Origin of the sequence: Streptomyces sp. NPDC019224 (assembly GCF_040632605.1) — a bacterium.
In the GTDB taxonomy this organism is placed as follows: Bacteria; Actinomycetota; Actinomycetes; order Streptomycetales; family Streptomycetaceae; genus Streptomyces.
This window is the reverse complement of record NZ_JBEYCF010000076.1, coordinates 1-25,591: the sequence shown is the minus strand read 5'-3', so window position 1 is coordinate 25,591 and position 25,591 is coordinate 1. Positions and strand designations below refer to the sequence as shown.

Below are 25,591 nucleotides of genomic sequence, written 5' to 3'. Positions count from 1 at the left end.
GTTCGTGATCGGACAACTCCAACGGCAGCGGCTTCGGACCAGGCATAACCCCACCCTATAACCGCAAGCGGACTACCGACTCAGGACACTAGAAGGCTGGGCTCTGTGTGCGGAGGCTAGCACAACACCTCCGTTGTAAAGGAGTATTGCCTCTCCCTTGTGGGAGAGGGGGCTCATTGTGCTGTCAGACCTTCTGGCTACCAAAGAAGTCTTTTCGAACAACTAGCCTTTGTTGGACGTCCTCAGGCACATTGAGGTCCGCATGGTCCTCGAAGATGACGAAGGTGATCCCACTTCTGATCAAGTCATCCTCCATTTTCCTGAGTCCGTGTTTCTCCCAGTGCTGTCGATAGGTGACACCTTGGGACTCATAGGTCCAGCGATCCTCTACGGACTCTGGATCAATTGTGGCAAGCTGCCGGCCGAGAGAGGCCAGGGTGTCCTTTGCCTTGGCCTCAATGAAGCCCCCATCCCGGTAGGACCCTCCCGGCTCTAGCTCAGTCATGTAGTGGCTGATCTGCTCTTCCAACTTGATCTTTTGAGCCAAACTATCATCCCCTCGGGTGTACTTCCTGTGGACTACCTCGTAATCCCCGATCTCTTCAAGAACCGTATTTTTGAGAAGATCATAAACTTCCTGTGGATCAGGGAAGGCTTTGATTCCACAGGTGTGCCCTGATACGTACGAGGAGCATCGGAGGCGAGTAACCCTCATAACTTCGCCGCTCTTCCTCTTCCAAATTTTCTGAGTGTCGTACCAGTTGCCTCCGCAGATTCCACACTTCATAATCCCTAGGAAGGGAGTGCGATTGTTGAGCTGACGGACTTCCTTCCTGGCCCTGGATGCAAGAATCTCCTGAAGCCTGTCAAACTCTTCCTTTGTGAAAATACCTTCTGCAATCCTGATGGGCTCTCCGTTAGTGTTGTACGCAATAATGGAGGGCTGTCCTTGCTTCAACCCCTTGGGGCGATAGACCCTGTACCCCATGAGGGCAGGATTGATGAGAATTACCTTCAGGTTCCCCGATCCCCATTCCCCCTTGTTTGGGGGAAGGATTCCTGCTCGGGTTAGCAGTTGGCACGCTCGATAGAGTGAGATCCCTCGTACCACCATGGAGTACACCCATCTGAGAGTGCGGGCCTTCTCCTGGTCAATCACTAGGACTTTAGTTCCGTCACCTTGGTCCACGGATTTGTATCCATAGACTGGCTTTCCGATCACCCATCTCTTTTCTGCTGTGCGGGCAAACTTCCAAAGGCTTTCAATCCTAACCCCTGTATTAGCTGCTTCGATCCGAGCCATGCCCGCAATGATCGTTACCATGAATTGGCCAAACTCTGTGGACAAGTCAATGGGATCGTTCTTTGCTGCAAGAGTCTTTGAGTACTCCTTACACCACTCGATCATCAAGTGAAGGTCCGAAATCCTTCGGACGAATCTGTCCAGCTTCCAGAACAGAATTTCGTCAAACTCCGGGGCTCGGTTGGTAATCCACTCCCCAAGTTGGGGCCTCTTCCACGGAGGTACTTTAGTGGCCGAGACCCCTAGGTCTCGGGCAATGCCTACAACTCTTGATTCCCTCTCTACGGCCATCCGGACAAGATCCAGCTCCTGCCGGATAGGCGAGGTGGTCTCCTCGGTGAGGATGGAGAGTCGGACGGACAAGAGGACACGGGAGGCGGTGGGTGGAAGGGCTGCCATCCGTTCCCACAGGTCTGTCAGCTCTCGCTGCTCGGATGGGGACCACCCCATCTCTTCCAGTAGATCGTCGGGCCACAGGTCTTCAAACGATGCGAACATGGCTGTAGGGTAACTAGTGTAGGTCTTGGTGTACAACTACCTGAACCGCGAGAACGGCTCCAAGAGCGGGTAGTTGGGCGCGCAAGCCCAGGCGGCCGATGCGCGACCGATCGGGCCGCCGTCCGGACCACCGGGCGGCGGCCCTTTCCGTATACGGAATTTCAACAAACTGTTGACGTCGTGTTGTGGAGGGCGTTAGCTATCCGCAGCCCGACCAACGCACAGCGAAGAACAGCCACGGAGGCTCCCGTGACGTCGAGCTCCACGCCGGGCCTCGCCCGGTTCAACACCCTGGCGGAGCACGCGGCGGCCGCCGCACTGCACGAGGTGTGCGCCAGTGCGGCATGGGGGAGAGCGATCCTCGCCCACCGCCCGTACGCCACCACCGAAGCCCTGCTCTCCGCGAGCGACACCGCCACGGCGGCACTCGACGCGGAGGACCTGGACGAGGCCATGGCCGGTCACCCGCCGATCGGCCGCCCCACGCCCGGGGACCCGGCCTCCTCCCGCGAACAGCGGGGGATGGCCGGGGCGTCCGAGGAGCTCAAGGCCGAGATGCTCGAACTCAACCTGGCCTACCAGGAGCGGTTCGGACACGTCTTCCTGATCTGCGCCACCGGGGCCACCGGTGAGCAGATGCGCGACGCGGTGAAGTCCCGGATCGGGAACCCGCCCGAGCGGGAGCGGGAGATTGTCCGCACCGAACTGGGCAGGATCAACCGCATCCGCCTCACCCGCCTCGTCACGGAAGACGCCTAGGCCGTATCCGGCGGATCACGGCCTGACAGAAGGAGAGGGAAGGTCTTGAGCACCTTCGCCACCGCATCGGTGTCCACCCACATCCTGGACACCAGCATCGGCCGCCCCGCCGCGGACGTCGCCGTCTCGCTCGCCGCCCGCTCGGGCCGCGACGCGGACTGGGTGGCGCTCGGCGGGTCCGCGACCGATGCGGACGGGCGCTGCAAGGACCTGCCGGCCCTGCCGGAAGGCACCACCCACGTACGGCTCGACTTCGAGACCGAGCCGTACTTCACAGCCAAGAAACAAGCCGAGGCGCAGCAGGACGCCCCCCGCGCAAGGGACAGCGGCGCGTTCTTCCCCGAGGTGGCGATCACCTTCGCCGTCACCCCGGGCGAGCACTACCACGTACCGCTGCTGCTCAACCCGTTCGGCTACTCCGTATACCGAGGGAGCTAGCAGGCACATGCCCACGATTCTCGGCCAGAACCAGTACGGCAAAGCGGAGAACCGCGTCGTCAGGATCACGCGGGACGGCGACACCCACCACATCAAGGACCTGAACGTCTCGGTCGCGCTCTCCGGCGAGATGGACGACGTCCACTACTCCGGCTCCAACGCGCACGTCCTGCCCACGGACACCACCAAGAACACGGTGTTCGCGTTCGCCAAGGAACACGGGATCGAGTCCGCCGAGCAGTTCGGCATCCACCTCGCCCGCCACTTCGTGACCTCGCAGGAGCCGATCAAGTCCGCGCGCATCCGCATCGAGGAGTACGCCTGGGACCGCATCGCCGCCTCCGAGGCGAACTCCCGTTTCATCGGGGCCGACGAGGTCAAGCACTCCTTCGTCCGCAGGAACCAGGAGATCCGCACCGCCCAGATCACCTTCGACGGTGAGAAGTGGCAGGTCGTCTCCGGACTCAGGGACCTGACCGTGATGAACTCGACCAACTCCGAGTTCTGGGGCTACGTCAAGGACAAGTACACGACGCTCAAGGAGGCGTACGACCGCATCCTCGCGACCGACGTCTCCGCCCGCTGGCGCTACAACTGGACCAGCGACGAGCAGCGCATGCCGAACTGGGAGAAGTCCTACGAGCAGGCGCGCAAGCACATGCTGCACGCCTTCGCCGAGACCTACTCGCTCTCGCTCCAGCAGACCCTGTACCAGATGGGCTCGCGCATCATCGACAACCGCAGCGAGATCGACGAGATCCGCTTCTCGCTGCCGAACAACCACCACTTCCTCGTCGACCTGGAGCCGTTCGGCCTCAAGAACGACAACGAGGTGTACTTCGCGGCCGACCGTCCCTACGGGCTCATCGAGGGCACCGTGCTCCGCGACGGCGTCGAGCCGCAGATCCCGGTCGACATGACCAACCTCTGACGCGGCGCCGCGCCGGTGCCCGCCCGCCCGGGTCCTGTTTTCGACCTCCCCTCCGCCGTACGACCAGGGGAACGGGAAGACAGGCCCTCGCGGACGGGCCCCGGCCGGGCCGGAGGGAACTCTCATGGCACAGCCAGCATCCGGGCCCACGGAAGCGGAAGGCCCCTGTCCCACCCCGCCGGAGCGTGCGGTGCATCCGGTGGGCGAGAAGCTCACCCCTCGCGGCTCCTGCCGACCGCCCTCCAGCACCTCGCCGCCAGCGGCGTCCGTATGTTCCCCGAGGCCGGACTCGACGACAGCTCCGACATCGTCCTCGTCGCCGTGGCCCTCGGCGCCGGCATCGTGCCGCTCGCCGCGCCCGGTTTCTACGCGGACTTCCCGTCCTGGGCCCAGACCGTCCTGGGCTCCGGGATCAGCGCGGGAGCGCTCATCGCGGCAAGCCCGCTCAACCTGTTCTTCCACCATCTCGGCACCCACGGCCGCACCGCCGTGGCACTCAAATCCTCCTAGGGTCCTGCCGTGCCCACATCCCGGACGAGAGAAGGAAGCACCATGGCAGCACCGGCAGTCCCCGACCGGGTGGAACGCATCGTCATCGAGAACTGCTCGATCGCGACCGTCGACCCCGCCGACACCGAGTACGCCTCGGGACACGTCGTCGTCGCGGGCAACCGCATCGAGTCCGTCGGCGCCGGCCGGGCACCCGAGGGCCTGGAGAACGTCGTACGCCGGATCGACGCCACCGGCCACCTCGCCACCCCCGGCCTGATCAACACGCACCACCACTTCTACCAGTGGATCACCCGGGGCCTGGCCACCGACCACAATCTCTTCGACTGGCTGGTCGCGCTGTATCCGACGTGGGCGCGCATCGACGAGCCGATGGTCCGCGCCGCCGCGCAGGGCTCGCTCGCCATGATGGCCCTCGGCGGCGTCACCACGGCGATGGACCACCACTACGTCCACCCGAAGGGCTCCGGCGACCTGTCCGGAGCCATCATCGGGGCCGCCCGCGACATGGGCGTACGCTTCACCCTCGCCCGCGGGTCCATGGACCGCAGCGAGAAGGACGGCGGGCTGCCCCCGGACTTCGCCGTGGAGACCCTGGAGGGCGCGCTCGCCGCCACCGAGGCGACCGTCGACGCCCACCACGACGCCTCCTTCGACGCGATGACCCAGGTCGCCGTAGCGCCCTGCTCACCGTTCTCCGTCTCCACCGAACTCATGCGCCAGGGCGCCGAACTGGCCCGGCGCAAGAGTGTGCGGCTGCACACGCACGGCTCGGAGACCGTGGAGGAGGAGAAGTTCTGCCACGAGTTGTTCGGCATGGGCCCGACCGACTACTTCGAGTCGACGGGCTGGCTCGGCGAGGACGTGTGGATGGCGCACTGCGTCCACATGAACGACTCCGACATCGCCGCCTTCGCCCGTACCGGCACCGGTGTCGCCCACTGCCCGTCCTCCAACGCCCGCCTCGCCGCCGGCATCGCCCGCGTCCCGGACATGCTCGCCGCCGGCGTCCCGGTCGGCCTCGGGGTCGACGGCACCGCGTCCAACGAGTCCGGCGAACTCCACACCGAACTGCGCAACGCCCTCCTCATCAACCGCCTCGGCGCCCACCGCGAACGGGCCCTGAACGCCCGTCAGGCCCTGCGCCTGGGCACGTACGGCGGCGCCCAGGTCCTCGGCCGCGCGGCCCAGACCGGCTCCCTGGAGCCCGGCAAGCTGGCCGACCTGGTCCTCTGGAAGCTGGACACCCTCGCCCACGCCTCCATCGCCGACCCGGTCACCGCGCTCGTCTTCGGCGCCGCCGCCCCGGTCACCCTGTCGCTGGTCGACGGCAGGCCGGTCGTCGAGTCCGGCCGCCTGGTCACCGCCGACGAGGACGCCATCGCCCGCGCCACCCGCGACGAGGCCCGCCGCCTCGCGCGGATCGCCGCCGGAGCCTGACGGACCGGCCCCGGCGACCCCATACCGGCCGGACGAGGGGGACGGCCCTCGGCCCGGCCGCCGCGGACCCGAGCGGGGGCCGCGGCAACCGGTACGGGAGGCGCTGCCCACGCGCACGCGCCTCCCGTACCGGCGACACCGGCTGCCCGCACCAGCCGCACGACCTGTCCCACCGCACCACTGCACCACGGGGCCCGATCCGCCGGACCGGCCCCGGCACCACCTCCCTGACACCCACGTCCCCGCCGACGTGTACCCGACCGGAGGAACCGCCGTGGCAGCTACGCCCAGGTTTCGCGACGACGCACGTGCGACCCCCCACCCCGACGAAGACCCGACGACGGAGGCGGCCGGCCGGAAGCATCCGGTCGACGAGAAACTCCCCCCGCTGAAGATGTTCACCAGCGGCCTCCAGCACGTGGCCGCGATGTACGCGGGCGTGGTGGCCCCGCCCATGATCGTGGGGCCCGCCGTGGGCCTCAGCCCCAAGGAGACCGCCTTCCTGATGGGGGCGAGCCTGTTCACCGCGGGCATAGCCACCCTGCTCCAGACGCTCGGCTTCTGGCGGATAGGCGCCCGGCTGCCGTTCGTCAACGGCGTCTCGTTCGCCGGGGTGACCCCGATGGTGGCGATCGGCAAGGACCGGGGACACGACGGCATCGCCGTCATCTTCGGCGCGATCATCGTCGCGAGCCTCCTCGGCTTCGTCCTCGCCCCCTACTTCTGCAAACTGGTCCGCTTCTTCCCACCCGTGGTCACCGGCACGGTCATCACCCTGATCGGCGTCTCCCTGCTGCCGGTCGCCTTCAACTGGTCCCAGGGCGGCAACGCGACCGCGCACGACTACGGGTCCACCACCAACATCACCATGGCGGCGGTCACCCTCGTCATCGTGCTGGCCCTGCGCAAACTGCTGCGCGGTTTCCTCCAGCAGATCGCGATCCTGCTCGGCCTGATCATCGGCACCCTCATCGCCATCCCCGTGGGCATCACCGACTTCGGCGCCATCGGGAACGCCGACGCGATCGGCTTCCCCACCCCGTTCCACTTCGGGGCACCGCAGTTCGAGACGGCCGCGATCGTCTCGATGAGCATCGTCATGCTGGTCTGCATGACCGAGTCGACGGCGGACATGCTGGCGCTCGGCAGGATCGTCGACCGCCCCGCCGACGAGCGGACCATCGAGGGCGGGCTGCGCGCCGACACCCTGGGCAGCGCCCTCAGCCCCCTGTTCAACGGCTTCATGTGCAGCGCGTTCGCCCAGAACATCGGCCTCGTCGCGATGACCAAGGTGCGCAGTCGCTTCGTGGTCGCGGCCGGCGGCGGCATCCTCGTCCTGCTCGGCCTGTTCCCGGTGGCCGCCTCCGTCATCGCGCTGGTGCCGCTGCCGGTCCTCGGCGGCGCGGGGATCGTCCTGTTCGGCTCGGTGGCCGCCAGCGGCATCCAGACCCTGGCCGGCGCCGCGCTGGAGAAGGGCGAGAACGCGCTGATCGTCGCGGCGGCCGTCGGCGTTGGGCTCATACCGATCGCGGCGCCGGAGTTCTACCACGCCTTCCCGAAGGACCTCCTGGTCGTCCTGGACTCGGGGATCTCCACCGGCTGCGTCGTGGCGATCGTCCTCAACCTCGCCTTCAACCACCTGGGCCGCAAGCCCGACCCGGAGGCGGGCACCGCCCCCGGCGGCCACGACCCGGTGAGGGCGATGGAGGTCGCGTCACACTGACGTATCGTCAATCAGGCGTGGTGCGTACGGAGTTGGCCGTACGCACCACGGGCGGTTCAGCCGATGTGGTAACTGTCGCCGTAGACCTTCCAGTCGAGCGGCGGGTCCAGGTCCAGGTTGCCCTTCTTCAGGAAGACCCGCTGGGCGGTCTCGACCCGGCTCGTGTCGCTGTGCGACGGCTCCTCGCGGATCGCGGCGACGCGGGCGTCGAGGAAGGCGTGGAGATACGCGGTCTCGTCACCGCCGTCCGCGGGCGTCCTGGCCGTGTCCAGCGCCTGGCTCCGGATCGTACGGAAACCGGTGGTGCCGTCCGCGTCGGCCTCCCCGTGCATCACATACGCGTCGTAGTAGGCGAACTGGCCCAGCGTGCCCAGCCCGTCCTGCTTCGCCCGGCGCACCGCCGGGTCGAAGTACGACGCGTCCCGCTCGGCGTCCTGCGCCTCCCGGAACCTCGCGTCACCCGCCGCCTCGGCCCAGGCCCGGGTGAACGGCCCGCCCAGCCCCGTGTGCGCGTCGCTCCCCTTCACCTTCCGCAACGCGGGCAGGAACCGCTCCAGCGGGTTGCCGGGCCGGGACTCCGCGTACCGCTCGACGACCCGGAGCATGTCGCCGGTCCCGGAGCAGAAGCCGATGATGCCGCCCGTGTAGCCGCGCCCGTCCCCGATGTCCTCGATGTACTCGTACTGCGCCTTCCAGTCCAGCGTCGAGTTCTCCGCACTGGAGACGAGCCGCATGGCGATGTCCTTCTTCGCCGGAGCGGCGAGTCCGGCCCCCGGTCCCTTGCCGGTGGAGCCGTCGGCCTGGGCGCAGCCGGTGAGGGTCGTGGCGGACATGAGGAGGGCGGCGAGCGGGGTGACCAGGGCGCGCGGGGTGAGCTTCACCGGTCCAGCCTGCCAGGCCAGAGGCGTGTTCCCGGCGCATTCGGCGGTAGCGTCGGGGGCATGGATGATCAGTCTGTGGTGGATGTCGGTGACGTGCGGCTGGCGTACCGGAGCTGGGGTGACCCGTTCGGGTCGCCCGTCGTACTGCTGCACGACCTCGGCGCGAGCGCGGCGAGCTGGGAAACGACCGGGAGCCTGCTGGGGCAGGAGTGGCGGGTGTACGCGATCGACCTGCGCGGCCACGGCGAGAGCGACTGGCCCGAGGAGTACGACCTGGAGCTGATGCGCGACGACGTGCTCGGGTTCCTGGACGAGTGCGAGCTCGACCGGGCGGGGGTCGTCGGCCACGGCATGGGCGGGGTCGTCGCCCACCTCCTCGCGCAGGAGCACCCGGACCGGGTGGAGCGGCTGGTGCTGGTGGAGACCCCGCCGCCGTTCCCCGGCGCGGCGGGCCCGGCCGTCACGCCGGACGGGCCGGCCGACTACGACGAGGCCGCGCTGGCGTCGGTGAACGCCGAGCTGGCGGACCCCGATCCCGAGTGGGCGGGGGGCCTCGGGGAGATCGTCGCGCCCACGCTGATGCTGGCCGGGGGACCGGCCAGCACGATGCCGCAGGGCCGGCTCCAGGACATGGCGGCGATGATCCCGGACTGCCACCTCGTCACGATGGGCGGCGGCCACCGGCCGCACGAGGCCGACCCGGAGCAGACGGCGCAGCGGATCACGGAGTTCTTCACGAGCTGAGGGCCGGGGCGGCCGGGCCACGAGCTGAGGGCCGGGGCGGCCGGGCCACGAGCTGAGGGCCGGGGCGGCCGGGCCACGAGCTGAGGGCCGGGGCGACCGAGCCGGAGCGCGCGCACCGGCGTGTGCGCCCCGGGCCGGGCCTCCACGCCCCGCCCCGGCGCACGGGACCGGGCCGCGCGCCCCGGCGGACGGGTCCTGGTCGCGCGCCCGGGCGGACGGGGCGGTGCGCGCATCCGCCCCCTCGATTCCCGGCTGCCGGTCCGGCCGCCCCGCGCTCTCGGCCCGGCGCACGGGACCGGGCCGCGGGCGCCCGCCCCCTCAGCTCCCCGGCTGCCAGTCCGGTCGCCGGCCGCCCCGGGCCACCGCCCGGTCCAGCAGGGGCGCGTCCTTTGCGACCGGCACCGGCGGGCCGAACGGGGACGCGGCGGAGGGGTCGTCGCCCTGGTCCGCCAGCAGCGCGAGCGTGCTGCGCAGGTGGGCTTCCTCGGCGTCGAACGGCTGCCCGGTCGCCTTCGCCAGGTCCCACCCGTGCAGCACCAGCTCGTTCAGCGCAACCATCCCCGCCACCTGTCCGGGCAGGTCCACGCCGCCCGCCCGGGTCATGCCCTCCCAGGCGCCGGGGGAGCGCCAGGCGGCGACCAGCTCGTCGAGCGCGGTGGGCAGCGTGGTGCGCCAGCCGGACTCCAGCACACCGGACTCCACCGGGGGCGCCGTGTCGGTGACCGGCCCCAGCTCCTTGCGGGCCGCGTCGCGGAAGGCGAGGGCCAGGCCCTCGATGTGGGCGAGAAGGGCGCCCACGGTCACGCCGGGGCACGGCGTCCCGGTCCCCAGCGTGCCGTCGTCGACGGCGCCGAGCTGCGCGGTGATCCGGCGGGCGGCGGGCTCCAGGTCGAGTGGTTGTGTGTTCATACCGGTGCAGACTGCCCGACCGCCCGCACCTCATCGGTCAGCGCACCACGTGTCCCCGCAGAATGATCCGGCGGGGGTGATCCAGCACCGCCGGATCGGCGGTCGGGTCGGTGTCGTACGCGACGAGGTCGGCCGGCGCCCCGTCCACCAGGCCGGGCAGGCCGAGCCAGGACCGGGCCGTCCAGGACGCCGCGCCGAGCGCCGCCTCGGCCGGAAGCCCGGCCCGTAGCAGCCAGGACGCCTCGCTCGCGACGGTCCCGCAGGGGAACGAGTCGGTGCCGGCGAGCACCGTGACGCCCGCCTCGTGGGCGGCCCGGACGTTGCCGAACATGGTCTCCCAGCCGGCCAGCCACAGATCGCGGCGCACACTCGGCTCCCGCGCCCGCATCGCGTCCACGCCCCTGCCGAACGCGGCCAGCGTCGGTATGAACGCGGTGCCCTGCGCGGCCATCCGGTCCAGCAGCCCGGGGTCCAGATGCATGCCGTGCTCCAGACTGTCCGCCCCCGCGAGGACCGCGTTGCGGGTGCCCTCGGCGGTCTGGCAGTGAACCGCGACCTTCCCCCCCGCCGCGTGGACGGCGGCGACCACCTCGGTGAGCAGGTCGAGCGGCACCGGGGGCTCGTCCTGCCGCCAGTCCCCGACGACCTTGCACCAGCCGGAGGAGGCCGCCGACTCCTCCACGGCGGCCCGGACGAGCTCCGCCTCGCTCACGTCCCGACCGAAGCCGGGGAAGAACCGGCCGGGTGTGGCCAGCCACCGTCCCGCCGACGTGACCCTCGGCAGCTCCGGATCGTCGTCCACCCAGGCCGGCATCCGCGCGGCCGTGCCCGGTGTGCGGACGGCGAGGACCCCGGCGTCCCGGTGCGCGCGCAACTGCTCGCGCAGCAGCTCCTCGTCGAAGGGCTCGCTCGTGTCGGTGGCCCCGGGATGGGTGTGGACGTCGACGAGGCCGGGCAGCAGCCAGCCGCCGTCGACCACGGTCTCGGCGTGCCGCCCCGCGAACCCGCCCGGCGGGGCGCCCTCGCGCAGCACCCCGCCCTCGATCCGGAACGCCCGCTCCTCGCGCTCCGGCAGCACCACACCTCGTACGCACAGCATCCGCCGACGGTACGTCAGCCGCCGCGCGCACCAAGGGGCGGGGCACACCGGCACATTGCGGAAGGTTCCGCGCCGTCCTCTTGTCGTCGGCCCCCACCCCGTGCGATACAGGTCTGGACCATTGCTGCCGGATGGAAGGCACGACCGTGCGATCCCCCCACACGCATACCGCGTTGGCCTGCTCAGCCGCCCTGATCCTCGCCACGCTCACCACCGCCTGTGGCTCCGAGGCCCACGCGGACACCGGGAAGCCCACCGCGCCGCACGGGGTGACCGCGCAGGCGAGCAGCGCCACCTCGGCGCACGTCATGTGGAAGGCCGCCACCGACGACACGGCCGTCACCGGCTACGACGTCTACCGCGAGGGCGAGAAGGTCAAGTCGGTCCCCGCGAGCCGGGTGATGACCGACGTCGACGGGCTCACCGCGTCCACGGCGTACACCTTCACCGTCCGCGCCCGCGACGCGGCCGGCAACCTCTCCGCGCCGAGCGCCGCCGCCTCCGTCACCACCCCCGCCCCGACCCCCGCCGACCACGCACCCCCGACCCGGCCGGGGAAGCCGCACGGCAAGGCCGACGGCAGCCGGGCCGCGACCCTGTCCTGGGGCGGTTCCACGGACGACGTCGGCGTCACCGCGTACGACATCTACCAGGAGGGCTCGCGCATCCACAGCGTGCCCGGCACGCAGACCACCGCGCGGCTGACCGGACTGCGCCCCGGCACCGTGTACACCTTCACGGTCCGCGCCCGGGACGCGGCCGACACCTCGTCGCCCGAGAGCGCCGGCCTCGACGTCACCACCGCTTCGGCCCCCGGGGCCCCCGCCTCCACCGCCCCGACCGACCTGCGGATCACGAACCGGGCCGACGGCGGGGAGCACACCGTGGAGCTGGACTGGAAGCAGCCCGAGACGGGCGGCGAGATCCCCGCGTACCAGCTCTACCTGAACGGCCGGCTGACCACCACGATCGTCTGGGGAGGCGAACCGCCCGCCGGCCGGGCGCACTACGAACTCACCGTCACCGACCCGCGCGGCACCCGCTACTCGATGAAGATCCGCGCCAAGCTGCCGGACGGCACGTGGGGGGACTTCTCCGCCGTACGCACGGTGGTGCTCGGGGACTGAGCCGCCCGCTTGCGTCCGTCGCGGACCCGGACCGTCTCGATCCACGACGGCGGCCGGGGCGCCTGGGCCCCGACGGGCGCGGCGACTCGTCGGGCCACGGGGTGGGGGCGTCGATGATCCTCGTCATCGTGGCGATCGATTCACATGTCCGTCACGGGAGTTGTCCGGGCCGCGGCCGCCTTCCCGCTCGCCACTCAAATGGTCTGTACCTCTTGACGGCTTGGTCCAGACCAAATACCTTCCCGGGTGCTCCATGGCACGACATCCGCACCTCCCCGAGGACCGCCTCACCGGTCCCTGCCGTAAGGGAGAACCATGTTCGAGCACCTGACACCCGGACGGAGAACGGCGACCGCGCTGCTCGCCGTTCTCGGACTCCTCCTCGCGCTCCTGTCCCTGCAGGCCGTCCCCGCGCACGCGGCCGGCAAGCTCACGGCGACCTTCACCTCCGCCGACAACGGCCCCTGGTGGAAGGGCACTTACATCCTCCGTAACGACACCGACACCGCCGTCACCGGCTGGAGCCTGGAGTTCGACCTGCCCGCCGGGGTCGCGATCCAGTCCTCGTACAACGGGACCACGACCGCCCAGGGCAGTCACCTCACCGCCGTCAACGCCCACTACAACGGCACGGTCGCCGCGCACAGCACCACCGAGCCGTACAGCTTCTGGTTCGTCGCCACCGGCCCGATCACCGCCCCGACCGGGTGCCGGATCAACGGCGACAAGTGCGACGGCTCCGCCGACGTGCCCCCGGGCGCGCCGGGCGGACTGAAGCGGACCGATGTCACCGCCCGTACCGCTTCGCTGTCCTGGACCGCCGCCACCGCGGGCGACTTCCCCGTGGCCTCGTACGACATCCTCGCGGGCGGCAAGGTCCTCGGCTCCGCCACCGCGACCACCTCCGCCATGGTCACCGGCCTGACCCCGGCCACCGCCTACGCCTTCACCGTGCGGGCCAAGGACACCAGGGGCAACGTCTCCGCCGAGAGCGCCCCGCTGACCGTCACGACCGTCGATCCGGCCACCGACACCTCGGCCCCGACGGCCCCCGGCGCCCTGCGCGCCACCGCCACCGACTCCTCGTCCGTGACGCTCGCCTGGACCGCCGCGACGGACGACCAGCGCGTCGCCGCGTACGACATCTACCGCGGCTCCGCCCTGGCCACCACGGTCTCCGGCACCACGACCACCGCCACCGTCGGCGGGCTGTCGCCCGCCACCCCGTACACCTTCACCGTGAAGGCCCGGGACGCCGCCGACAACGCCTCTCCGGCGAGCAACGCCCTCACCGTGAAGACCGACGACATCGTCGGCGCCGGCGACTACGCGAAGGTCGGCTACTTCGTCCAGTGGGGCATCTACGGCCGCCAGTACTTCGTCAAGAACCTGGAGACCTCCGGCGCCGCCGGCAAGCTCGACATCATCAACTACGCCTTCGCCAACATCGATCCCAACAACCTCACCTGCCTCAACGGCGTCACCAAGGGCACCACCGCCGACCCCCAGGACCCCGAGCAGGGCACCGGAGCGGGTGACGCGGACGCCGACTACGCCCGCCCGTTCAGCGCCGCCCAGTCCGTGGACGGCGTCGCGGACGACGGCTGGGCCAAGCTGCGCGGCAACTTCAACCAGCTCAAGAAGCTGAAGAAGCTGCACCCCGAGCTGAAGATCGTGGTCTCGCTCGGCGGCTGGACCTACTCCAAGTACTTCTCCGACGTCGCCGCCACCGACGCCGCCCGCAAGAAGTTCGTCTCCTCCTGCATCGACATGTACATCAAGGGCAATCTGCCCGAGTACAACGGCGCGGGCGGACCGGGCAGCGCGGCCGGCATCTTCGACGGCTTCGACATCGACTGGGAGTGGCCGGGCACCGGCACCGGACACCCCGGCAACCACTACTCGCCCGACGACAAGGACAACCTCACCCTGCTGCTCGCCGAGTTCCGCAGGCAGCTCGACGCGCTGGGCGGCGGCCACCGCCTCCTCACCGCCTTCACGCCCGCCGATCCGCAGAAGATCGACGAGGGCTGGGACCTGTCCAAGGTCTTCGACTCCCTCGACGTCGCCAACGTCCAGGGCTACGACTTCCACGGCTCCGGCAGCGACAACTCCTGGGAGCCGAACCGCACCGGCCACCAGGCCAACCTCTACAACGACACCCAGGACCCGTACGGCTTCCACTTCAGCGCGGACACCGCCATCAAGGCGTACACCGACGCGGGCGTCGAGCCCCGCAAGCTGACCCTCGGCATCCCCTTCTACGGGCGGGGCTGGCAGGGCGTCACCGACGGCGGCGTCGCGGGCGAGTGGCAGCCGGCGGGCGGGGCCGCCCCCGGTCAGTTCGCCGAGGAGGCCGGCACCCGGGGCTACTCGAACCTCATCGGCGCCTATCCGGGGATGACGGTCCATCACGACGAACAGTCCGTCTCGACGTACGGCTACACAGGCAGCCAGTGGTGGTCCTTCGACGACACCTGGTCGATCGGCAGGAAGACCGACTACGTGAAGGACAAGGGCCTGCTCGGCGTCATGGTCTGGGAGATGTCGGGCGACACCTCCCAGGGCACGCTGATGAGCGCCCTGGACAACGGGCTGAAGTAGCGCATATACGGTCATTTCCCTCGGATCGAGACTTACCGCCCATAGCGGTAGGCTGGGCACGGCGGTGCCCCCGTTGGCACCGCCGTGCCTCACGACCGGGCCGATACGGTGCCCGGCCCCAGCCGTTCGATGCGCGGGAGGAACCATGACCAGCCCCGAGCAGGACCCGAACCAGCAGGAAGGCCCCGCGGACGGCGGCGCGGCGGGCACTCCCGGCCTCCACGACGGCGGTGCGGACGGTGGCGCGGAAGGCCCGGCGGACGGCGGCGCGGCGAGTACGCCAGGTGTCCACGACGGTGGGGCCGACGGCGGGGCGGACGGCGGTGCGGATGGTGGGGCGGACGGTGGTGCCGAGGGGCCGGCCGACGGCGGGGCGGCGGGGACACCCGGCGTGCACGACGGCGGGGCCGACGGCGGCGCGGACGAGTCCGGCAACGGTTCTTGAGCACGTCCCCCGCAGGCGTTCAGAACCCCCGGGCCGTATCGGCCGCCCCCGGGGTCCTGGAGTCACGTCTGACGCCCGGCCTGAGCCGGGAGGCGTTCGCCCGTGACGTCTGGGCCCGCACGGCCCTGCTCACCCGCCGGGCCGGTGACTTCTCCGACCTCTTCTCGGCCGGCGCCGTCGACGAACTCGTCTCGCGGCGCGGACTGCGTACGCCGTTCCTCCGGGTCGCCAAGAACGGTGACACCCTGCCCGACGCCTCGTTCACCTCGCCCGCCGGGGTGGGCGCCACCATCAGCGACCAGGCCGACGACACCGCCCTGTGGCGGGAGTTCGCCGACGGCGCCACCCTCGTCCTGCAGGCCCTTCAACGCACCTGGGCCCCCCTCGGCGACCTCACCGCCGCGCTGGCCGCCGAACTGGGCCACCCGGTGCAGGCCAACGCCTACGTCACCCCGCCGCAGAACCGCGGCTTCGACGCCCACTACGACGTCCACGACGTCTTCGTGCTCCAGATCGAGGGCACCAAGCGCTGGACCGTCCACCCGCCCGTGCACCCCGACCCGCTGCGCGACCAGCCGTGGACCGACCATCGCCGGACCGTCGCCGAGGCCGCCCGGGGCGAGCCGCACCTCGACACCGTGCTGGAACCGGGCGATGTCCTCTACCTGCCGCGCGGCTGGCTGCACGCCGCCGAGGCGCAGGGCGAGGTCTCGGTCCACCTGACGCTCGGCGTGCACGCCTGGACCCGGTACGCCCTGGCCGAACAGCTCATGCGCGCCGCGCTCGCGGAACTGCGCGACGACCCCTGGATGCGCGGCTCCCTGCCGCTGGGCGTGGCGGGCCCGGACGAGGAGACGGCCCCGGTACGCGAACGCCTCGTCGCGGCCCTCGCCGCGGCCGACCCCGCCCCGCACTTCCACCGCACCCGGCGCGGCCAGGCCCGCCCCGCCCCCCTCGGACCGCTGGCCCAGCTCGCCGCCGTGACCGGACTCGGCCCCGGCACCCCGGTCCGGCTCAGGGGCGCGCTGGAGGCCCGCCTCGAAGGCCGCCGCCTGGTCACCCGGGTGGGCGGGCTCGACTTCCCGGAAGCGGATCTGCCGGCCCTGAACCGCCTGCTCGCCGGCGAGGTGCGCACCGCCGGCGACCTCGGCCTCGCCTGCGCGGGAAGGCTGCTGCGCGCCGGTGTCCTCGTCCCGGCCGCCCAGTGAGAACGGAACGCTTCTTCTGCGCCGACGCCGCCCGGGCCCGCGGCGACGCCCTCCCGGGCACGGCCCCGTACGGACTCGTCTGGGTGCTCGTCGAACACCACGCCCCCTGGCCCGCCGACGGCTACGACGGCCTCCCGCTCGACCCCGTCGCCAAAGCCCTCCTCTTCGAGGCGGCCCGCGCGGTACGCGCCCGCGTCCTCCTGATCAGGCGTCACGGCCGCCGCACCCAGGAGGCCGGCCCCCGGCGCTGGGCCATGCTCCGGTACGACGGCACCGGCGCCCATCGCCAGCAGTGGGGCACCTGGGAACGCGACGAGGACCTGGCCCGGATCGCCGACGCACTCGAAGCGCCCGGCGAGACCGGTGAGCCGGGGCACCCGCCCGTCGTCCTCGTCTGCGCCCACGGCCGGCACGACACCTGCTGCGCCCTGCGCGGAAGGCCGGTGGCCCGCGCGCTGAGCGAGCGGTGGCCCGAGCTGGTGTGGGAGTGCACGCATGTGGGCGGCGACCGGTTCGCCGCCAACGTGCTCGTCGCGCCCGACGGCGTCTACTACGGCGGCCTGGACGCCCGTTCGTCCGTCGCCGTGGTCGAACAGCACCTCGCCGACCGCGTCCACGCCGGGCACCTGCGCGGCTACACCGACCTCTTCCCGGCCCAGCAGGCCGCCGTCGCCGCCGTACTCGCCCGCTTCGGCCCGGCCGGCCGCCACGACTACCGGGTCACCGGCACCTCCCGGGCCGGCCCGCACTGGCTGATCCGCGTCACCGGCCCCGCCCCGCGCGCGACGGCGTACGACGTGGAGGTCACCGCGCACCGGGCGCCCCCGCACCAGCTGACCTGCAACGGACCGGCGACGAGCGCGGCCGTGGTCCACGAGGTCACGTCGATCCGCGTCGGCTGAACGCGAAACCCCGCCCCCGGGCGCGTACGCGAGGGGGCGGGGCAGGGAACGTACCGGCGTCAGCGCAGCCGCTCGTACGCCGGGAGCGTCAGGAAGTCCGCGTAGTCCTGGTCCAGGGAGACCTGGAGCAGCAGGTCGTGGGCCTCCTGCCACCGGCCGGCGGCGAAGGTCTCCTCGCCGATCTCCTCGCGGATCGCGGCCAGTTCCTCGGCGGCGACCTTGCGGGCCAGGTCCGCCGTGGCGTGCTCGCCGTTCTCGAAGACCACGTCCGCATTGATCCACTGCCAGATCTGCGAGCGCGAGATCTCGGCGGTGGCCGCGTCCTCCATCAGGTTGAAGATGGCCACCGCGCCCATGCCGCGCAGCCACGCCTCGATGTAGCGGATGCCGACGGCGACGGCGTTGCGCAGGCCGTCGTACGTGGGCTTGGCGTGCAGGGTGTCGATGGCGATCAGGTCGCCGGCCGCCACCGAGACGTCCTCGCGCAGGCGGTCCTTCTGGTTCGGCTTCTCGCCGAGGACCGCGTCGAAGGAGGCCATGGCGATCGGGACGAGGTCGGGGTGGGCGACCCAGGAGCCGTCGAAGCCGTCGTTCGCCTCGCGGTCCTTGTCGGCCTTGACCTTCTCGAACGCGACCTTGTTGACCTCGGCGTCGCGTCGGGAGGGGATGAAGGCCGCCATGCCGCCGATCGCGTGCGCGCCGCGCTTGTGGCAGGTGCGGACGAGGAGTTCGGTGTACGCCCGCATGAACGGGGCGGTCATCGTCACCGCGTTGCGGTCCGGCAGGACGAACTTGGCTCCGCCGTCACGGAAGTTCTTCACGATGGAGAAGAGGTAGTCCCAGCGGCCCGCGTTCAGCCCGGAGGCGTGGTCGCGCAGCTCGTACAGGATCTCCTCCATCTCGTACGCGGCGGTGATCGTCTCGATCAGGACCGTGGCGCGGACGGTGCCCCGCGGGATGCCCAGCTCGTCCTGCGCGAAGACGAAGACGTCGTTCCAGAGGCGGGCCTCCAGGTGCGACTCCGTCTTCGGCAGGTAGAAGTAGGGGCCCTTGCCGAGGTCGATGAGGCGCTGGGCGTTGTGGAAGAAGTACAGCCCGAAGTCGACCAGCGCGCCGGGCACGGGGGTGCCGTCGAGCTGGAGGTGGCGCTCGTCCAGGTGCCAGCCGCGCGGGCGGGTGACGACGGTCGCCAGCTCCTCGGCCGGCTTCAGCGCGTACGACTTGCCGGACCCCGGGTCGGTGAAGTCGATGGAGCGGTTGTACGCGTCCATCAGGTTGAGCTGGCCGAGGACGACGTTCTCCCAGGTGGGGGCGGAGGCGTCCTCGAAGTCGGCGAGCCAGACCCGCGCGCCCGAGTTCAGGGCGTTGATGGTCATCTTGCGATCGGTCGGGCCGGTGATCTCCACCCGGCGGTCGTTCAGCGCGGCCGGGGCCGGCGCCACCTTCCAGGAGTCGTCCGCACGGATCGCCGCGGTCTCCGGGAGGAAGTCCAGCGTGGAGGTGCGGGCGATCTCGGCCCGGCGTTCGCCGCGGCGGGCGAGCAGCTCGTCGCGGCGGGGCGTGAACCGGCGGTGCAGCTCGGCCACGAACGCGAGGGCCGCGGGGGTGAGGACCTCGTCCTGCCGGGGCAGGGGCTCGGCATCGACGATGGCCAGCGAGGACGGCGCTGGTGCGGACATGAGCTGTCACTCCTTCAGCGGGCGGTGCGGACGGCGTCACGGCCGCCGGGCCGCCCGGTTCGGCACGGCGTGCCAGGGCTCCGGGACACGGCTGCGGCCGCCGTCCGGGGTGCAGAGGGCTTCTGACCAGTGGATAGTAGTTTCCTCATGGTGGAAGTTCAATGGTTTGTTGATGTCGAGACTCTTCGGGTCGACACAACTGCCGGGGCGTCGGCGCAGCGTGCCAGTGCGTTCACTCCAGGTGCGAGAGGTCCGCCGGAGTGTCGATGTCGTACGCCTGTGCCACATCGGAGCACTCGACGAGCGTCAGCGCCTCCCGGTGCGCCCGCAGGAAGCCCCGCGCCCCCTGGTCGCCCACCGCGCCCGCCGCGATGTCCGCCCACAGGTCCGCCCCGAACAGCACCGGATGGCCGCGTTCCCCCGCGTACGAGGCCGCCACGAGGCTCGTCCGGTCCCGGTACGCCGCCCGCACCCGCGCCACCGCCCGCGCGTCGATGCCCGGCTGGTCCACCAGCAGCACGAGCGCCGCGTCCGCCCCCGCACCCGCGAGGGCGCCGAGCCCCGCCCGCAGCGAGGAGCCCATGCCCTCGGTCCACTCCGGGTTGACGCTCACCGTGCAGCCGTCCAGCTCCGCCCGCGCCCGCACCTCGTCGGCCGCCGCGCCGAGCACCACGTGGACCGGGCCGCAGCCGCCCTCGCGCAGCGTGCGCGCCGCGTGGTCGACGAGCAGGCCGCCCCGGTGTTCCAGCAGGGCTTTCGGGCGTCCGCCGAGCCGGCGGCCGCCGCCCGCGGCGAGCAGCAGTCCGGCGATCTGTGGGTGTGTCATGCCGCCTGGATACCGTTCCTATTCAGTGAGCAGGTGTGGGTCTTGGACCCACACCCTGGCACTGCGGACATCCCGAACGGTTTTGGGTGTCCTGGTTGCCCGCGTTCTCGCCGCGTCCGGTGGCACGGATCGTGTCCGTGGCCCGGGGATGCGGGGGCGGGGTTCCTCACGCCCTGGGGCGCCCGGTGCGGCCTGGACGGTCCGATGCCCGTGCGCATCGCTCTGGTGCGCACGGGGCGGTGTCGTCCGACGCCGGATCGGGTGTCCGAGGGCGCGTCGCCCGATCGCGATACCGGCGGCATCGTGACGGGACATCTTCCGGTGCGGGGTGGTCAGTGGCTTCTGCCAGTGCTGAGCACCCCACCGTGAGGTGTAGGCGGGGTCGACCGCGATGATCGCGAGACCGTGTTCGGCGGTCATGGAGACGAGGCGGGCTTTGAGCTTGCCGGTGGGCATGCCGGAGAGCAGCTGCCGGAAATGCTTCCGGCGGCCGTGCTTCTCCCGCGTCTTCTCCGTGGTGAAGTCGAGATCTTCGATGGCGATGGCGGTGACACCGGCCTGCTTCGCCCAGTGCAGGAGGCGGGTAAGGGCGTGGCGGACCTGCGCGTCACGGTGTGCGGCCGACCCGGACAGGTCGTAGGGGAAGCGGTGGGGTTCGCCGACCGGGTTGCCGTGGGGGTCGAGGCGGTAGGCGGCGAAGTGGTCTGCGTTGGTGTCCACTCCGATCACACCCCCGGCCCTCGCGGCTTCCAACGGGACGGTCTGTACGACTGGTTTCTGCCAGGACGCGGTCAGGTACCAGCGGTCCCGGCCGGTGTCGTAGTGGATGCGGTAGGCGACAGCACGGTTGCCTACGACACGGTCGGCCCACTCCCCACCCCGGTGCGCGAACCCGACCGTCGCGGTGAGGGTGTAGCGGCCATGCGCGCTGTTGGCCAGGTGAGCCAGGGGGGCGGGGAGCTTGATACTGACCTGCCCCTCGGGGGTGACGCGGATGGTTTCGTTCCCGTATCGCTTGCCCGACTCGCCGTCCGCCGCCAGAAACCACCGTTCCGCCTCCCAGCGTTCACGCCACTCACCCTCGCTCAGTCCGGCCTCGGCGAGATGATGGCGGGTGGTCAACAGGCGCTTCCCGCCCCGCACGACCCGCACCCGCCCCGACCGCCAGTCCGCGACAGCAGTCGCCAGCCGGTCCTCCAGGGCCTTCAGACGGCGGGACTTGTGAAACCACTCACCCCTGGACCGGTAACCGCCAGCCGCACGCTTCGTCCCCTTGGCCCCGACCGGGAGCGACAGGCGGTGCCGCAGGGTCCTGATCCCGGCCTCCAGGCTGCGGATGTGCGCGGCCAGGCACCGCCTCGCCAGCGCCCACTGATCATGTGACGCCTTCGTGATCGCCCCGGCGATCCGCGACGACGACATGCCCGTCAACCCACGCTTAGCTTGTTCTTTTTCTTCCGGCCTCGAACGGTGTCTCGAACTGAGTCGCTCACCTGGGGATTCGCCGGACGCGGGGGCGGCCTTCGTCTGATCATGTGCTCCGACCAAGGTGCACTGACCAAGACGAAGGCCGTGAGGGTGAGTCTGCTGCCTGATGCCGTACGGAGGGAAGCGTTCACGGAAGCGTCACGCTTCCGGGGAGAGTCCTACGAGTGTCTGACCGCCCGGCGCGACGAGTTGTTCGAGCTGGCGGACGCGGTGCTGTGTGCCGACGGTGCGGTGAAGTCCCCGGTGGACCTGACGCTGTTGCCCGAACATCGTCGTGGACACGGAGCGATGTACGGCGGCCTGAACCACGGCCGCATCGACACCGGTCGGCTGCGGACGGTGCTGGCCGGGCTGTCGCTGCCACGTTTCGACGGCGGGCGCCTGGTCCTGGCAGTCGACTTGTCACCGTGGCTCCGCTCGGACGCGCCGTGCTCGGCGGAACGCCTCTTCTGCCACGTCTACGGCCGTGCGAAGACGGCCTCGCAGTTCATCCCGGGCTGGCCCTACTCCTTCGTCGCCGCGCTGGAGCCGGGCGCCACGTCCTGGACCGCGATCCTGGACGCGGTCCGCCTCGGACCTGTCGACGACGCGACCGCGGTCACCGCCGCCCAGCTGCGGGGAGTCGTCGAGCGGCTCATCACCGCGGGGCAGTGGCAGAGGGGGGACCCGCATATCGTGATCGTCAGCGACGCCGGCTACGACGTCACCCGCCTGGCCTGGGTCCTGCGCGATCTGCCGGTCGAGCTGGTCGGCCGGGTCCGCTCCGACCGCGTCATGCGCCTGCCGAAGCCGCCCCGCCGACCGGGGACGAACGGCCGGCCGCCTAAGCACGGACCGGAGTTCCGCTTCACCAAGCCGGAGACCTGGCCCGAGCCCGCGATCACCACCGTCACCGACACCACCAACTACGGCAAGGCCGAAACACGGGCATGGGACCGGGTCCATCCCCGGCTCACCCACCGTTCCTCATGGCTCGACCACGACGGCGAACTGCCCTTGGTTGAAGGCACGTTGATCCGGTTGAAGGTCGAGCATCTATCGAAGGACCGGGACGCTCCGCCGGTGTGGTTGTGGTCCTCGAAGACCGGTGCCACCCCGGACGATGTGGACCGTTTCTGGCAGGCATTCCTCCGCCGCTTCGATCTGGAGCACACCTTCCGCTTCGCGAAGCAGATCCTCGGCTGGACCACCCCGAAACTCCGTACTCCCGAGGCGGCGGACCGCTGGACCTGGATCCTGATCGTCGCTCACACCCAACTCCGGCTCGCCCGCCCTCTCGCCGAGGACCTCCGCCGGCCCTGGGAGAAGCCCACCGCCTCCGGCCGGCTCACCCCCGCCCGGGTCCGCCGGGGGTTCAGGAACATCCGCGCTCACCTCGTCTGCCCGGCCCGCGTTCCCAAACCCCGCGGCGCCGGCCCCGGACGACCACCCGGCGCCAAGAACAGACACCGGGCACCCCGCTACGACGTCGGCAAGACCGTCAAACGCCCCGAGACCCTCAAGGCCATCGGCAAGCCCGGAAGATCTTGGTAGATAAAGAACAAGCTAAGCGTTGGGGCGTCTGCGTCTGCGTCTGCGTCTGCGTCTGCGCGTGGGCGAGCGCGGCAGCGTTGGCCGCGAGGGGGACGAGAATGCGCTCAGGGGCCGCCTTTCGAGGCTCAGCACATGTGGTTGGCGATCTTCGTAGAGGTTCGGTGCGCGCCGAGTGGGGTGATTCGCCAGGTGTTCACTCCAGAGCGTGGATAGTCGGACTGCTGTCGGCCGCTGCGTGCGACCAGCAGTGCCACAGCGGTTGGGCTATGGTGATGGTTCTTCTCCTGCCCGGTTCATGTTTGGCTCCGATCTCAGAGGTCGTATCTCAACCGATGATGGAACGTGTGAGTCGAACAGGTTTCCCGCCGGGGTGATCTTCCGGCGGTAGGTGCATGAAGGCAGGGCCCCTTGGTAGCTCGGAGGTGCGAACCGAACCGAGCAGTTCCAGGAGGCCCTGTTGTCGCAGTTCTACGCGTCCGCTCCCGCATTGTTCAACTCGGCTGCTCGATCGTGTGATTGTCTCGCGCACGTGTACGGGAACGCGGCTGATCATCCGGAGCGGGTGCGTCGGTATCCGTCGGACATGACGGACGCGGAGTGGGCGGCTGTGCGCCCGTTGCTGCCGGTGCCGGCCTGGCTGGAGGGCCGGGGCGGGCAGCCCGGGGGCTATTGCCACCGCCAGTTGCTGGACGCGATCCGGTACTTGGTCGCGGGCGGGATTTCCTGGCGGGCGATGCCTGCGGACTTTCCCGCCTGGGGCCGGGTCTATGCCTTCTTCCGCCGGTGGCGTGAGCACGGGCTGATCGCGGAATTCCACGACCGGCTGCGAGGCAAGGTCCGTGAGCACGAGGGCCGTGAAGCGGAACCGTCGGCGGGGATCATCGACGCGCAATCGGTGCGGGCGGCCGCGTCCGTGCCTGCTTCCTCAAGCGGGTACGACGGCGGGAAGAAGGTGCCGGGCCGAAAAAGACACATCGTGACCGACACCCTCGGCCTGCTGCTGGCCGTCGCGGTGACGGCCGCGAACGTGGGAGACCGGGACGCGGCCGTGCCGCTGCTGCGACAACTACGCTCGCGGCAAAGGGAGATCACCATGGTCTGGGCCGACGGCGGCTACACCGGCGGCCTTGTCGGCTGGGCGAAGGAAAGACTCGCGCTCACCGTGGAGGTCGTCAAACGCACCGACGACATGAACGGGTTCGTGGTGCTGCCCCGCAGGTGGGTGGTGGAGCGCACGTTCGCTTGGCTGATGCATTCACGCCGTCTGGCCCGTGACTACGAAACCCTGGCGACCACCAGCGAGGCGATGATCCAGTGGTCGATGATCACGCGGATGAGCCGCCGACTGGCCCGGCCACGACCCCGCGGCAGGCACTGAACATCCCCGACACCTCCTGGACCAGCCACCCGCGCTCAGCCAGACGCCTGGCCTTCGACCGCACGCCCTCCACCTTCGCCGGCGTCGGCTCCAGTCCCAGCGCCACCGCGATCTCCTTGGCTCGTGCCGGCTCCTGGCCCGACCGGTTCGCCACCATGCCCAGGATCCGCTGGTAATCCGGCGCGAGAACCGTCGCGGGCAGCCCGTCCCGCCAGGACGGCACGGTCGTTCCCGGCAACGGCGAAGGCCCGGACATCGATGTCGCCTCCGTCTCTGCCTCGGTCACGGTGGTGGTCTCTGCAGCGGACAGGGCCAGGGCCTCGAGGAGCTCCTCCCGTGCGATCACCCGCCGGTCCAGCTCGATCTCCGCTGCCTCCAGCGCCACAGCCGCCCGGGCCGCTACCTCCCGCAGATCCTCCACTCGCACGCGAGCAGCCGCTTCCCGCGCTTCCAGCAACCCCAGCACCGACGCCACCGCGCACCCCTCACCGAACGGGCAGAACAGAACGTCGAAAATCTCCCTCGCCCCATCCGAAACCATGCCTGACCAGCAAGAATAAAACGATCATGTTCGGTTGAGACACGGCTTCTCAGCTCTGTACAGAGGCGCTGGTTGACTGGACGCGGATGGCCGAATTTCGAATCACGCTTGGCTCGAACAGCGGGACTCCAGCAGGTCGCCTTCCGATTCGCTTTAGGGATCTTCTTCGGTCACGCAGAGGCTCTGGGGCGGTCTGAACCATGAGCAACATCCGTCAACCCTCCAGGGAGGAGCGGGGGTTGTCGCCTGAGGCGTGAGCCGCGAGCTGTATATGGTGCATGCATGGACTGTCATGCATAGTTCTGGACGTAACGCCCTTCGCATATGCAACTAGCTGTTTGTGGTGGGCTGATCACGCTTGACGAGGTGGGCTGAGGCCTTCATATTGAGCCGACTTGTGTACAGACTGTGAACCGTGGGGGCGGGGTTGTGAATGGTGGGGTGTGGCGTCGTGTGCGCCGGCGGGTGTGTGTGTTGGCCGTGTTGTCCGTGGCGTTGGGCGGTCTGCCTGCGCTGAGCGCACCAGCGGTTTGAGGTTCCCCCGTTGCTCGGGAGGTGCTGATCAGCTGGTCAGGGCGGGTTGGCGGGGTTTCAGGTTCGCTCGTTCGGCCGTTGCCTGCTCGGC

The 25,591-nt window shown here is 70.2% G+C and carries 20 protein-coding genes and 2 pseudogenes; 14 read left to right on the top strand and 8 right to left on the bottom strand.

Going from position 1 to position 25,591, the window contains the following annotated elements:
• Positions 1 to 184 precede the first annotated feature (184 nt).
• A complete protein-coding gene (locus tag ABZ564_RS31015; RefSeq protein WP_360862592.1) occupies positions 185 to 1,801 on the bottom strand; it encodes a recombinase family protein in 1,617 nt (538 codons plus the stop codon).
• Between the two features lie 249 nt (positions 1,802 to 2,050).
• Here ABZ564_RS31015 and uraD point away from each other — a divergent pair, with 249 nt between their 5' ends.
• From uraD to ABZ564_RS30985, 6 genes and pseudogenes are all read left to right on the top strand, one after another.
• Positions 2,051 to 2,560, top strand: coding sequence for a 2-oxo-4-hydroxy-4-carboxy-5-ureidoimidazoline decarboxylase (uraD, locus tag ABZ564_RS31010; RefSeq protein WP_360862590.1), 510 nt, complete (start codon positions 2,051 to 2,053; stop codon positions 2,558 to 2,560).
• Positions 2,561 to 2,605: 45 nt separating this feature from the next.
• On the top strand, positions 2,606 to 2,998 hold the full coding sequence (uraH, locus tag ABZ564_RS31005; RefSeq protein ID WP_360862588.1) for a hydroxyisourate hydrolase: 393 nt from the start codon (positions 2,606 to 2,608) through the stop codon (positions 2,996 to 2,998).
• Positions 2,999 to 3,005: 7 nt separating this feature from the next.
• Complete coding sequence (gene pucL, locus ABZ564_RS31000; protein ID WP_360862586.1) at positions 3,006 to 3,929, top strand: factor-independent urate hydroxylase; 924 nt, start codon at positions 3,006 to 3,008, stop codon at positions 3,927 to 3,929.
• Between the two features lie 249 nt (positions 3,930 to 4,178).
• Positions 4,179 to 4,439, top strand: a pseudogene (locus ABZ564_RS30995) (purine permease); the annotation flags it as partial.
• Between the two features lie 42 nt (positions 4,440 to 4,481).
• Positions 4,482 to 5,879: an 8-oxoguanine deaminase gene (locus ABZ564_RS30990; protein WP_360862584.1), complete on the top strand. Its 1,398-nt coding sequence runs from the start codon at positions 4,482 to 4,484 to the stop codon at positions 5,877 to 5,879.
• Positions 5,880 to 6,267: 388 nt separating this feature from the next.
• Complete coding sequence (locus ABZ564_RS30985) at positions 6,268 to 7,602, top strand: nucleobase:cation symporter-2 family protein (protein ID WP_360862594.1); 1,335 nt, start codon at positions 6,268 to 6,270, stop codon at positions 7,600 to 7,602.
• Positions 7,603 to 7,658: 56 nt separating this feature from the next.
• Here the strand turns inward: ABZ564_RS30985 and ABZ564_RS30980 are convergent, their stop codons facing one another.
• Entirely contained in the window at positions 7,659 to 8,483 is an 825-nt protein-coding gene (locus tag ABZ564_RS30980) for a chitosanase (protein ID WP_360862582.1), read from the bottom strand.
• 60 nt (positions 8,484 to 8,543) lie between these two features.
• Between ABZ564_RS30980 and ABZ564_RS30975 the strand changes: the two genes are divergently transcribed.
• Positions 8,544 to 9,227 carry an alpha/beta hydrolase gene (locus ABZ564_RS30975; RefSeq protein WP_360862581.1) on the top strand — a complete coding sequence of 228 codons (684 nt, stop codon included), beginning with the start codon at positions 8,544 to 8,546 and terminating at the stop codon, positions 9,225 to 9,227.
• Positions 9,228 to 9,545: 318 nt separating this feature from the next.
• Here the strand turns inward: ABZ564_RS30975 and ABZ564_RS30970 are convergent, their stop codons facing one another.
• Positions 9,546 to 10,136: a TIGR03086 family metal-binding protein gene (locus tag ABZ564_RS30970; RefSeq protein ID WP_360862579.1), complete on the bottom strand. Its 591-nt coding sequence runs from the start codon at positions 10,134 to 10,136 to the stop codon at positions 9,546 to 9,548.
• A 37-nt stretch (positions 10,137 to 10,173) separates the two neighbouring features.
• Entirely contained in the window at positions 10,174 to 11,235 is a 1,062-nt protein-coding gene (locus ABZ564_RS30965) for an amidohydrolase family protein (RefSeq protein WP_360862577.1), read from the bottom strand.
• Positions 11,236 to 11,366: 131 nt separating this feature from the next.
• Here ABZ564_RS30965 and ABZ564_RS30960 point away from each other — a divergent pair, with 131 nt between their 5' ends.
• The 5 genes from ABZ564_RS30960 to ABZ564_RS30940 all read left to right on the top strand — a co-directional run bounded on the left by ABZ564_RS30960 (position 11,367) and on the right by ABZ564_RS30940 (position 17,521).
• On the top strand, positions 11,367 to 12,362 hold the full coding sequence (locus tag ABZ564_RS30960) for a fibronectin type III domain-containing protein (RefSeq protein WP_360862576.1): 996 nt from the start codon (positions 11,367 to 11,369) through the stop codon (positions 12,360 to 12,362).
• Between the two features lie 315 nt (positions 12,363 to 12,677).
• Positions 12,678 to 14,966: a glycosyl hydrolase family 18 protein gene (locus ABZ564_RS30955; RefSeq protein WP_360862574.1), complete on the top strand. Its 2,289-nt coding sequence runs from the start codon at positions 12,678 to 12,680 to the stop codon at positions 14,964 to 14,966.
• Between the two features lie 145 nt (positions 14,967 to 15,111).
• Positions 15,112 to 15,411 carry a BatC protein gene (locus ABZ564_RS30950; protein ID WP_360862572.1) on the top strand — a complete coding sequence of 100 codons (300 nt, stop codon included), beginning with the start codon at positions 15,112 to 15,114 and terminating at the stop codon, positions 15,409 to 15,411.
• The gene (locus ABZ564_RS30945; RefSeq protein WP_360862570.1) at positions 15,408 to 16,619 is read left to right on the top strand and encodes a cupin domain-containing protein; all 1,212 of its coding nucleotides are present in this window, start codon (positions 15,408 to 15,410) and stop codon (positions 16,617 to 16,619) included. The genes ABZ564_RS30950 and ABZ564_RS30945 overlap by 4 nt, the downstream gene beginning before the upstream one ends.
• Positions 16,616 to 17,521 carry a sucrase ferredoxin gene (locus ABZ564_RS30940; RefSeq protein ID WP_360862568.1) on the top strand — a complete coding sequence of 302 codons (906 nt, stop codon included), beginning with the start codon at positions 16,616 to 16,618 and terminating at the stop codon, positions 17,519 to 17,521. The genes ABZ564_RS30945 and ABZ564_RS30940 overlap by 4 nt, the downstream gene beginning before the upstream one ends.
• A 59-nt stretch (positions 17,522 to 17,580) precedes the next feature.
• Here ABZ564_RS30940 and aceB read toward each other — a convergent pair whose 3' ends face one another.
• The 3 genes and pseudogenes from aceB to ABZ564_RS30925 form a co-directional block, all read right to left on the bottom strand.
• The gene (gene aceB, locus ABZ564_RS30935; RefSeq protein ID WP_360862566.1) at positions 17,581 to 19,200 is read right to left on the bottom strand and encodes a malate synthase A; all 1,620 of its coding nucleotides are present in this window, start codon (positions 19,198 to 19,200) and stop codon (positions 17,581 to 17,583) included.
• 232 nt (positions 19,201 to 19,432) lie between these two features.
• Positions 19,433 to 20,026, bottom strand: a complete 594-nt coding sequence (locus ABZ564_RS30930; RefSeq protein WP_360862564.1) for a nucleotidyltransferase family protein — start codon at positions 20,024 to 20,026, stop codon at positions 19,433 to 19,435.
• Positions 20,027 to 20,044: 18 nt separating this feature from the next.
• Positions 20,045 to 21,466: pseudogene (locus ABZ564_RS30925) on the bottom strand (IS200/IS605 family accessory protein TnpB-related protein); the annotation flags it as partial.
• 138 nt (positions 21,467 to 21,604) lie between these two features.
• Here ABZ564_RS30925 and ABZ564_RS30920 point away from each other — a divergent pair.
• Together ABZ564_RS30920 and ABZ564_RS30915 are read left to right on the top strand one after the other, a co-directional pair.
• Positions 21,605 to 23,047 carry an NF041680 family putative transposase gene (locus ABZ564_RS30920; protein WP_360862563.1) on the top strand — a complete coding sequence of 481 codons (1,443 nt, stop codon included), beginning with the start codon at positions 21,605 to 21,607 and terminating at the stop codon, positions 23,045 to 23,047.
• A 583-nt stretch (positions 23,048 to 23,630) separates the two neighbouring features.
• Positions 23,631 to 24,425: an IS5 family transposase gene (locus tag ABZ564_RS30915; protein ID WP_360862561.1), complete on the top strand. Its 795-nt coding sequence runs from the start codon at positions 23,631 to 23,633 to the stop codon at positions 24,423 to 24,425.
• Here the strand turns inward: ABZ564_RS30915 and ABZ564_RS30910 are convergent.
• On the bottom strand, positions 24,373 to 24,966 hold the full coding sequence (locus tag ABZ564_RS30910; protein ID WP_360862559.1) for a hypothetical protein: 594 nt from the start codon (positions 24,964 to 24,966) through the stop codon (positions 24,373 to 24,375). The two genes, ABZ564_RS30915 and ABZ564_RS30910, sit on opposite strands and share 53 nt — an antisense overlap.
• Positions 24,967 to 25,591: the final 625 nt, after the last annotated feature.

Bases quoted from the DNA above. Each gene is read 5' to 3' on its own strand.
- ABZ564_RS30930 (WP_360862564.1), bottom strand. From the start codon at position 20,026: ATGACACACCCACAGATCGCCGGACTGCTGCTCGCCGCGGGCGGCGGC.
- ABZ564_RS30915 (WP_360862561.1), top strand. From the start codon at position 23,631: ATGACGGACGCGGAGTGGGCGGCTGTGCGCCCGTTGCTGCCGGTGCCG.
- ABZ564_RS30910 (WP_360862559.1), bottom strand. From the start codon at position 24,966: ATGGTTTCGGATGGGGCGAGGGAGATTTTCGACGTTCTGTTCTGCCCG.
- ABZ564_RS30975 (WP_360862581.1), top strand. From the start codon at position 8,544: ATGGATGATCAGTCTGTGGTGGATGTCGGTGACGTGCGGCTGGCGTAC.
- ABZ564_RS30955 (WP_360862574.1), top strand. From the start codon at position 12,678: ATGTTCGAGCACCTGACACCCGGACGGAGAACGGCGACCGCGCTGCTC.
- ABZ564_RS30950 (WP_360862572.1), top strand. From the start codon at position 15,112: ATGACCAGCCCCGAGCAGGACCCGAACCAGCAGGAAGGCCCCGCGGAC.
- ABZ564_RS30990 (WP_360862584.1), top strand. From the start codon at position 4,482: ATGGCAGCACCGGCAGTCCCCGACCGGGTGGAACGCATCGTCATCGAG.
- pucL (WP_360862586.1), top strand. From the start codon at position 3,006: ATGCCCACGATTCTCGGCCAGAACCAGTACGGCAAAGCGGAGAACCGC.
- aceB (WP_360862566.1), bottom strand. From the start codon at position 19,200: ATGTCCGCACCAGCGCCGTCCTCGCTGGCCATCGTCGATGCCGAGCCC.
- ABZ564_RS31015 (WP_360862592.1), bottom strand. From the start codon at position 1,801: ATGTTCGCATCGTTTGAAGACCTGTGGCCCGACGATCTACTGGAAGAG.
- ABZ564_RS30960 (WP_360862576.1), top strand. From the start codon at position 11,367: ATGGAAGGCACGACCGTGCGATCCCCCCACACGCATACCGCGTTGGCC.
- ABZ564_RS30970 (WP_360862579.1), bottom strand. From the start codon at position 10,136: ATGAACACACAACCACTCGACCTGGAGCCCGCCGCCCGCCGGATCACC.
- ABZ564_RS30965 (WP_360862577.1), bottom strand. From the start codon at position 11,235: ATGCTGTGCGTACGAGGTGTGGTGCTGCCGGAGCGCGAGGAGCGGGCG.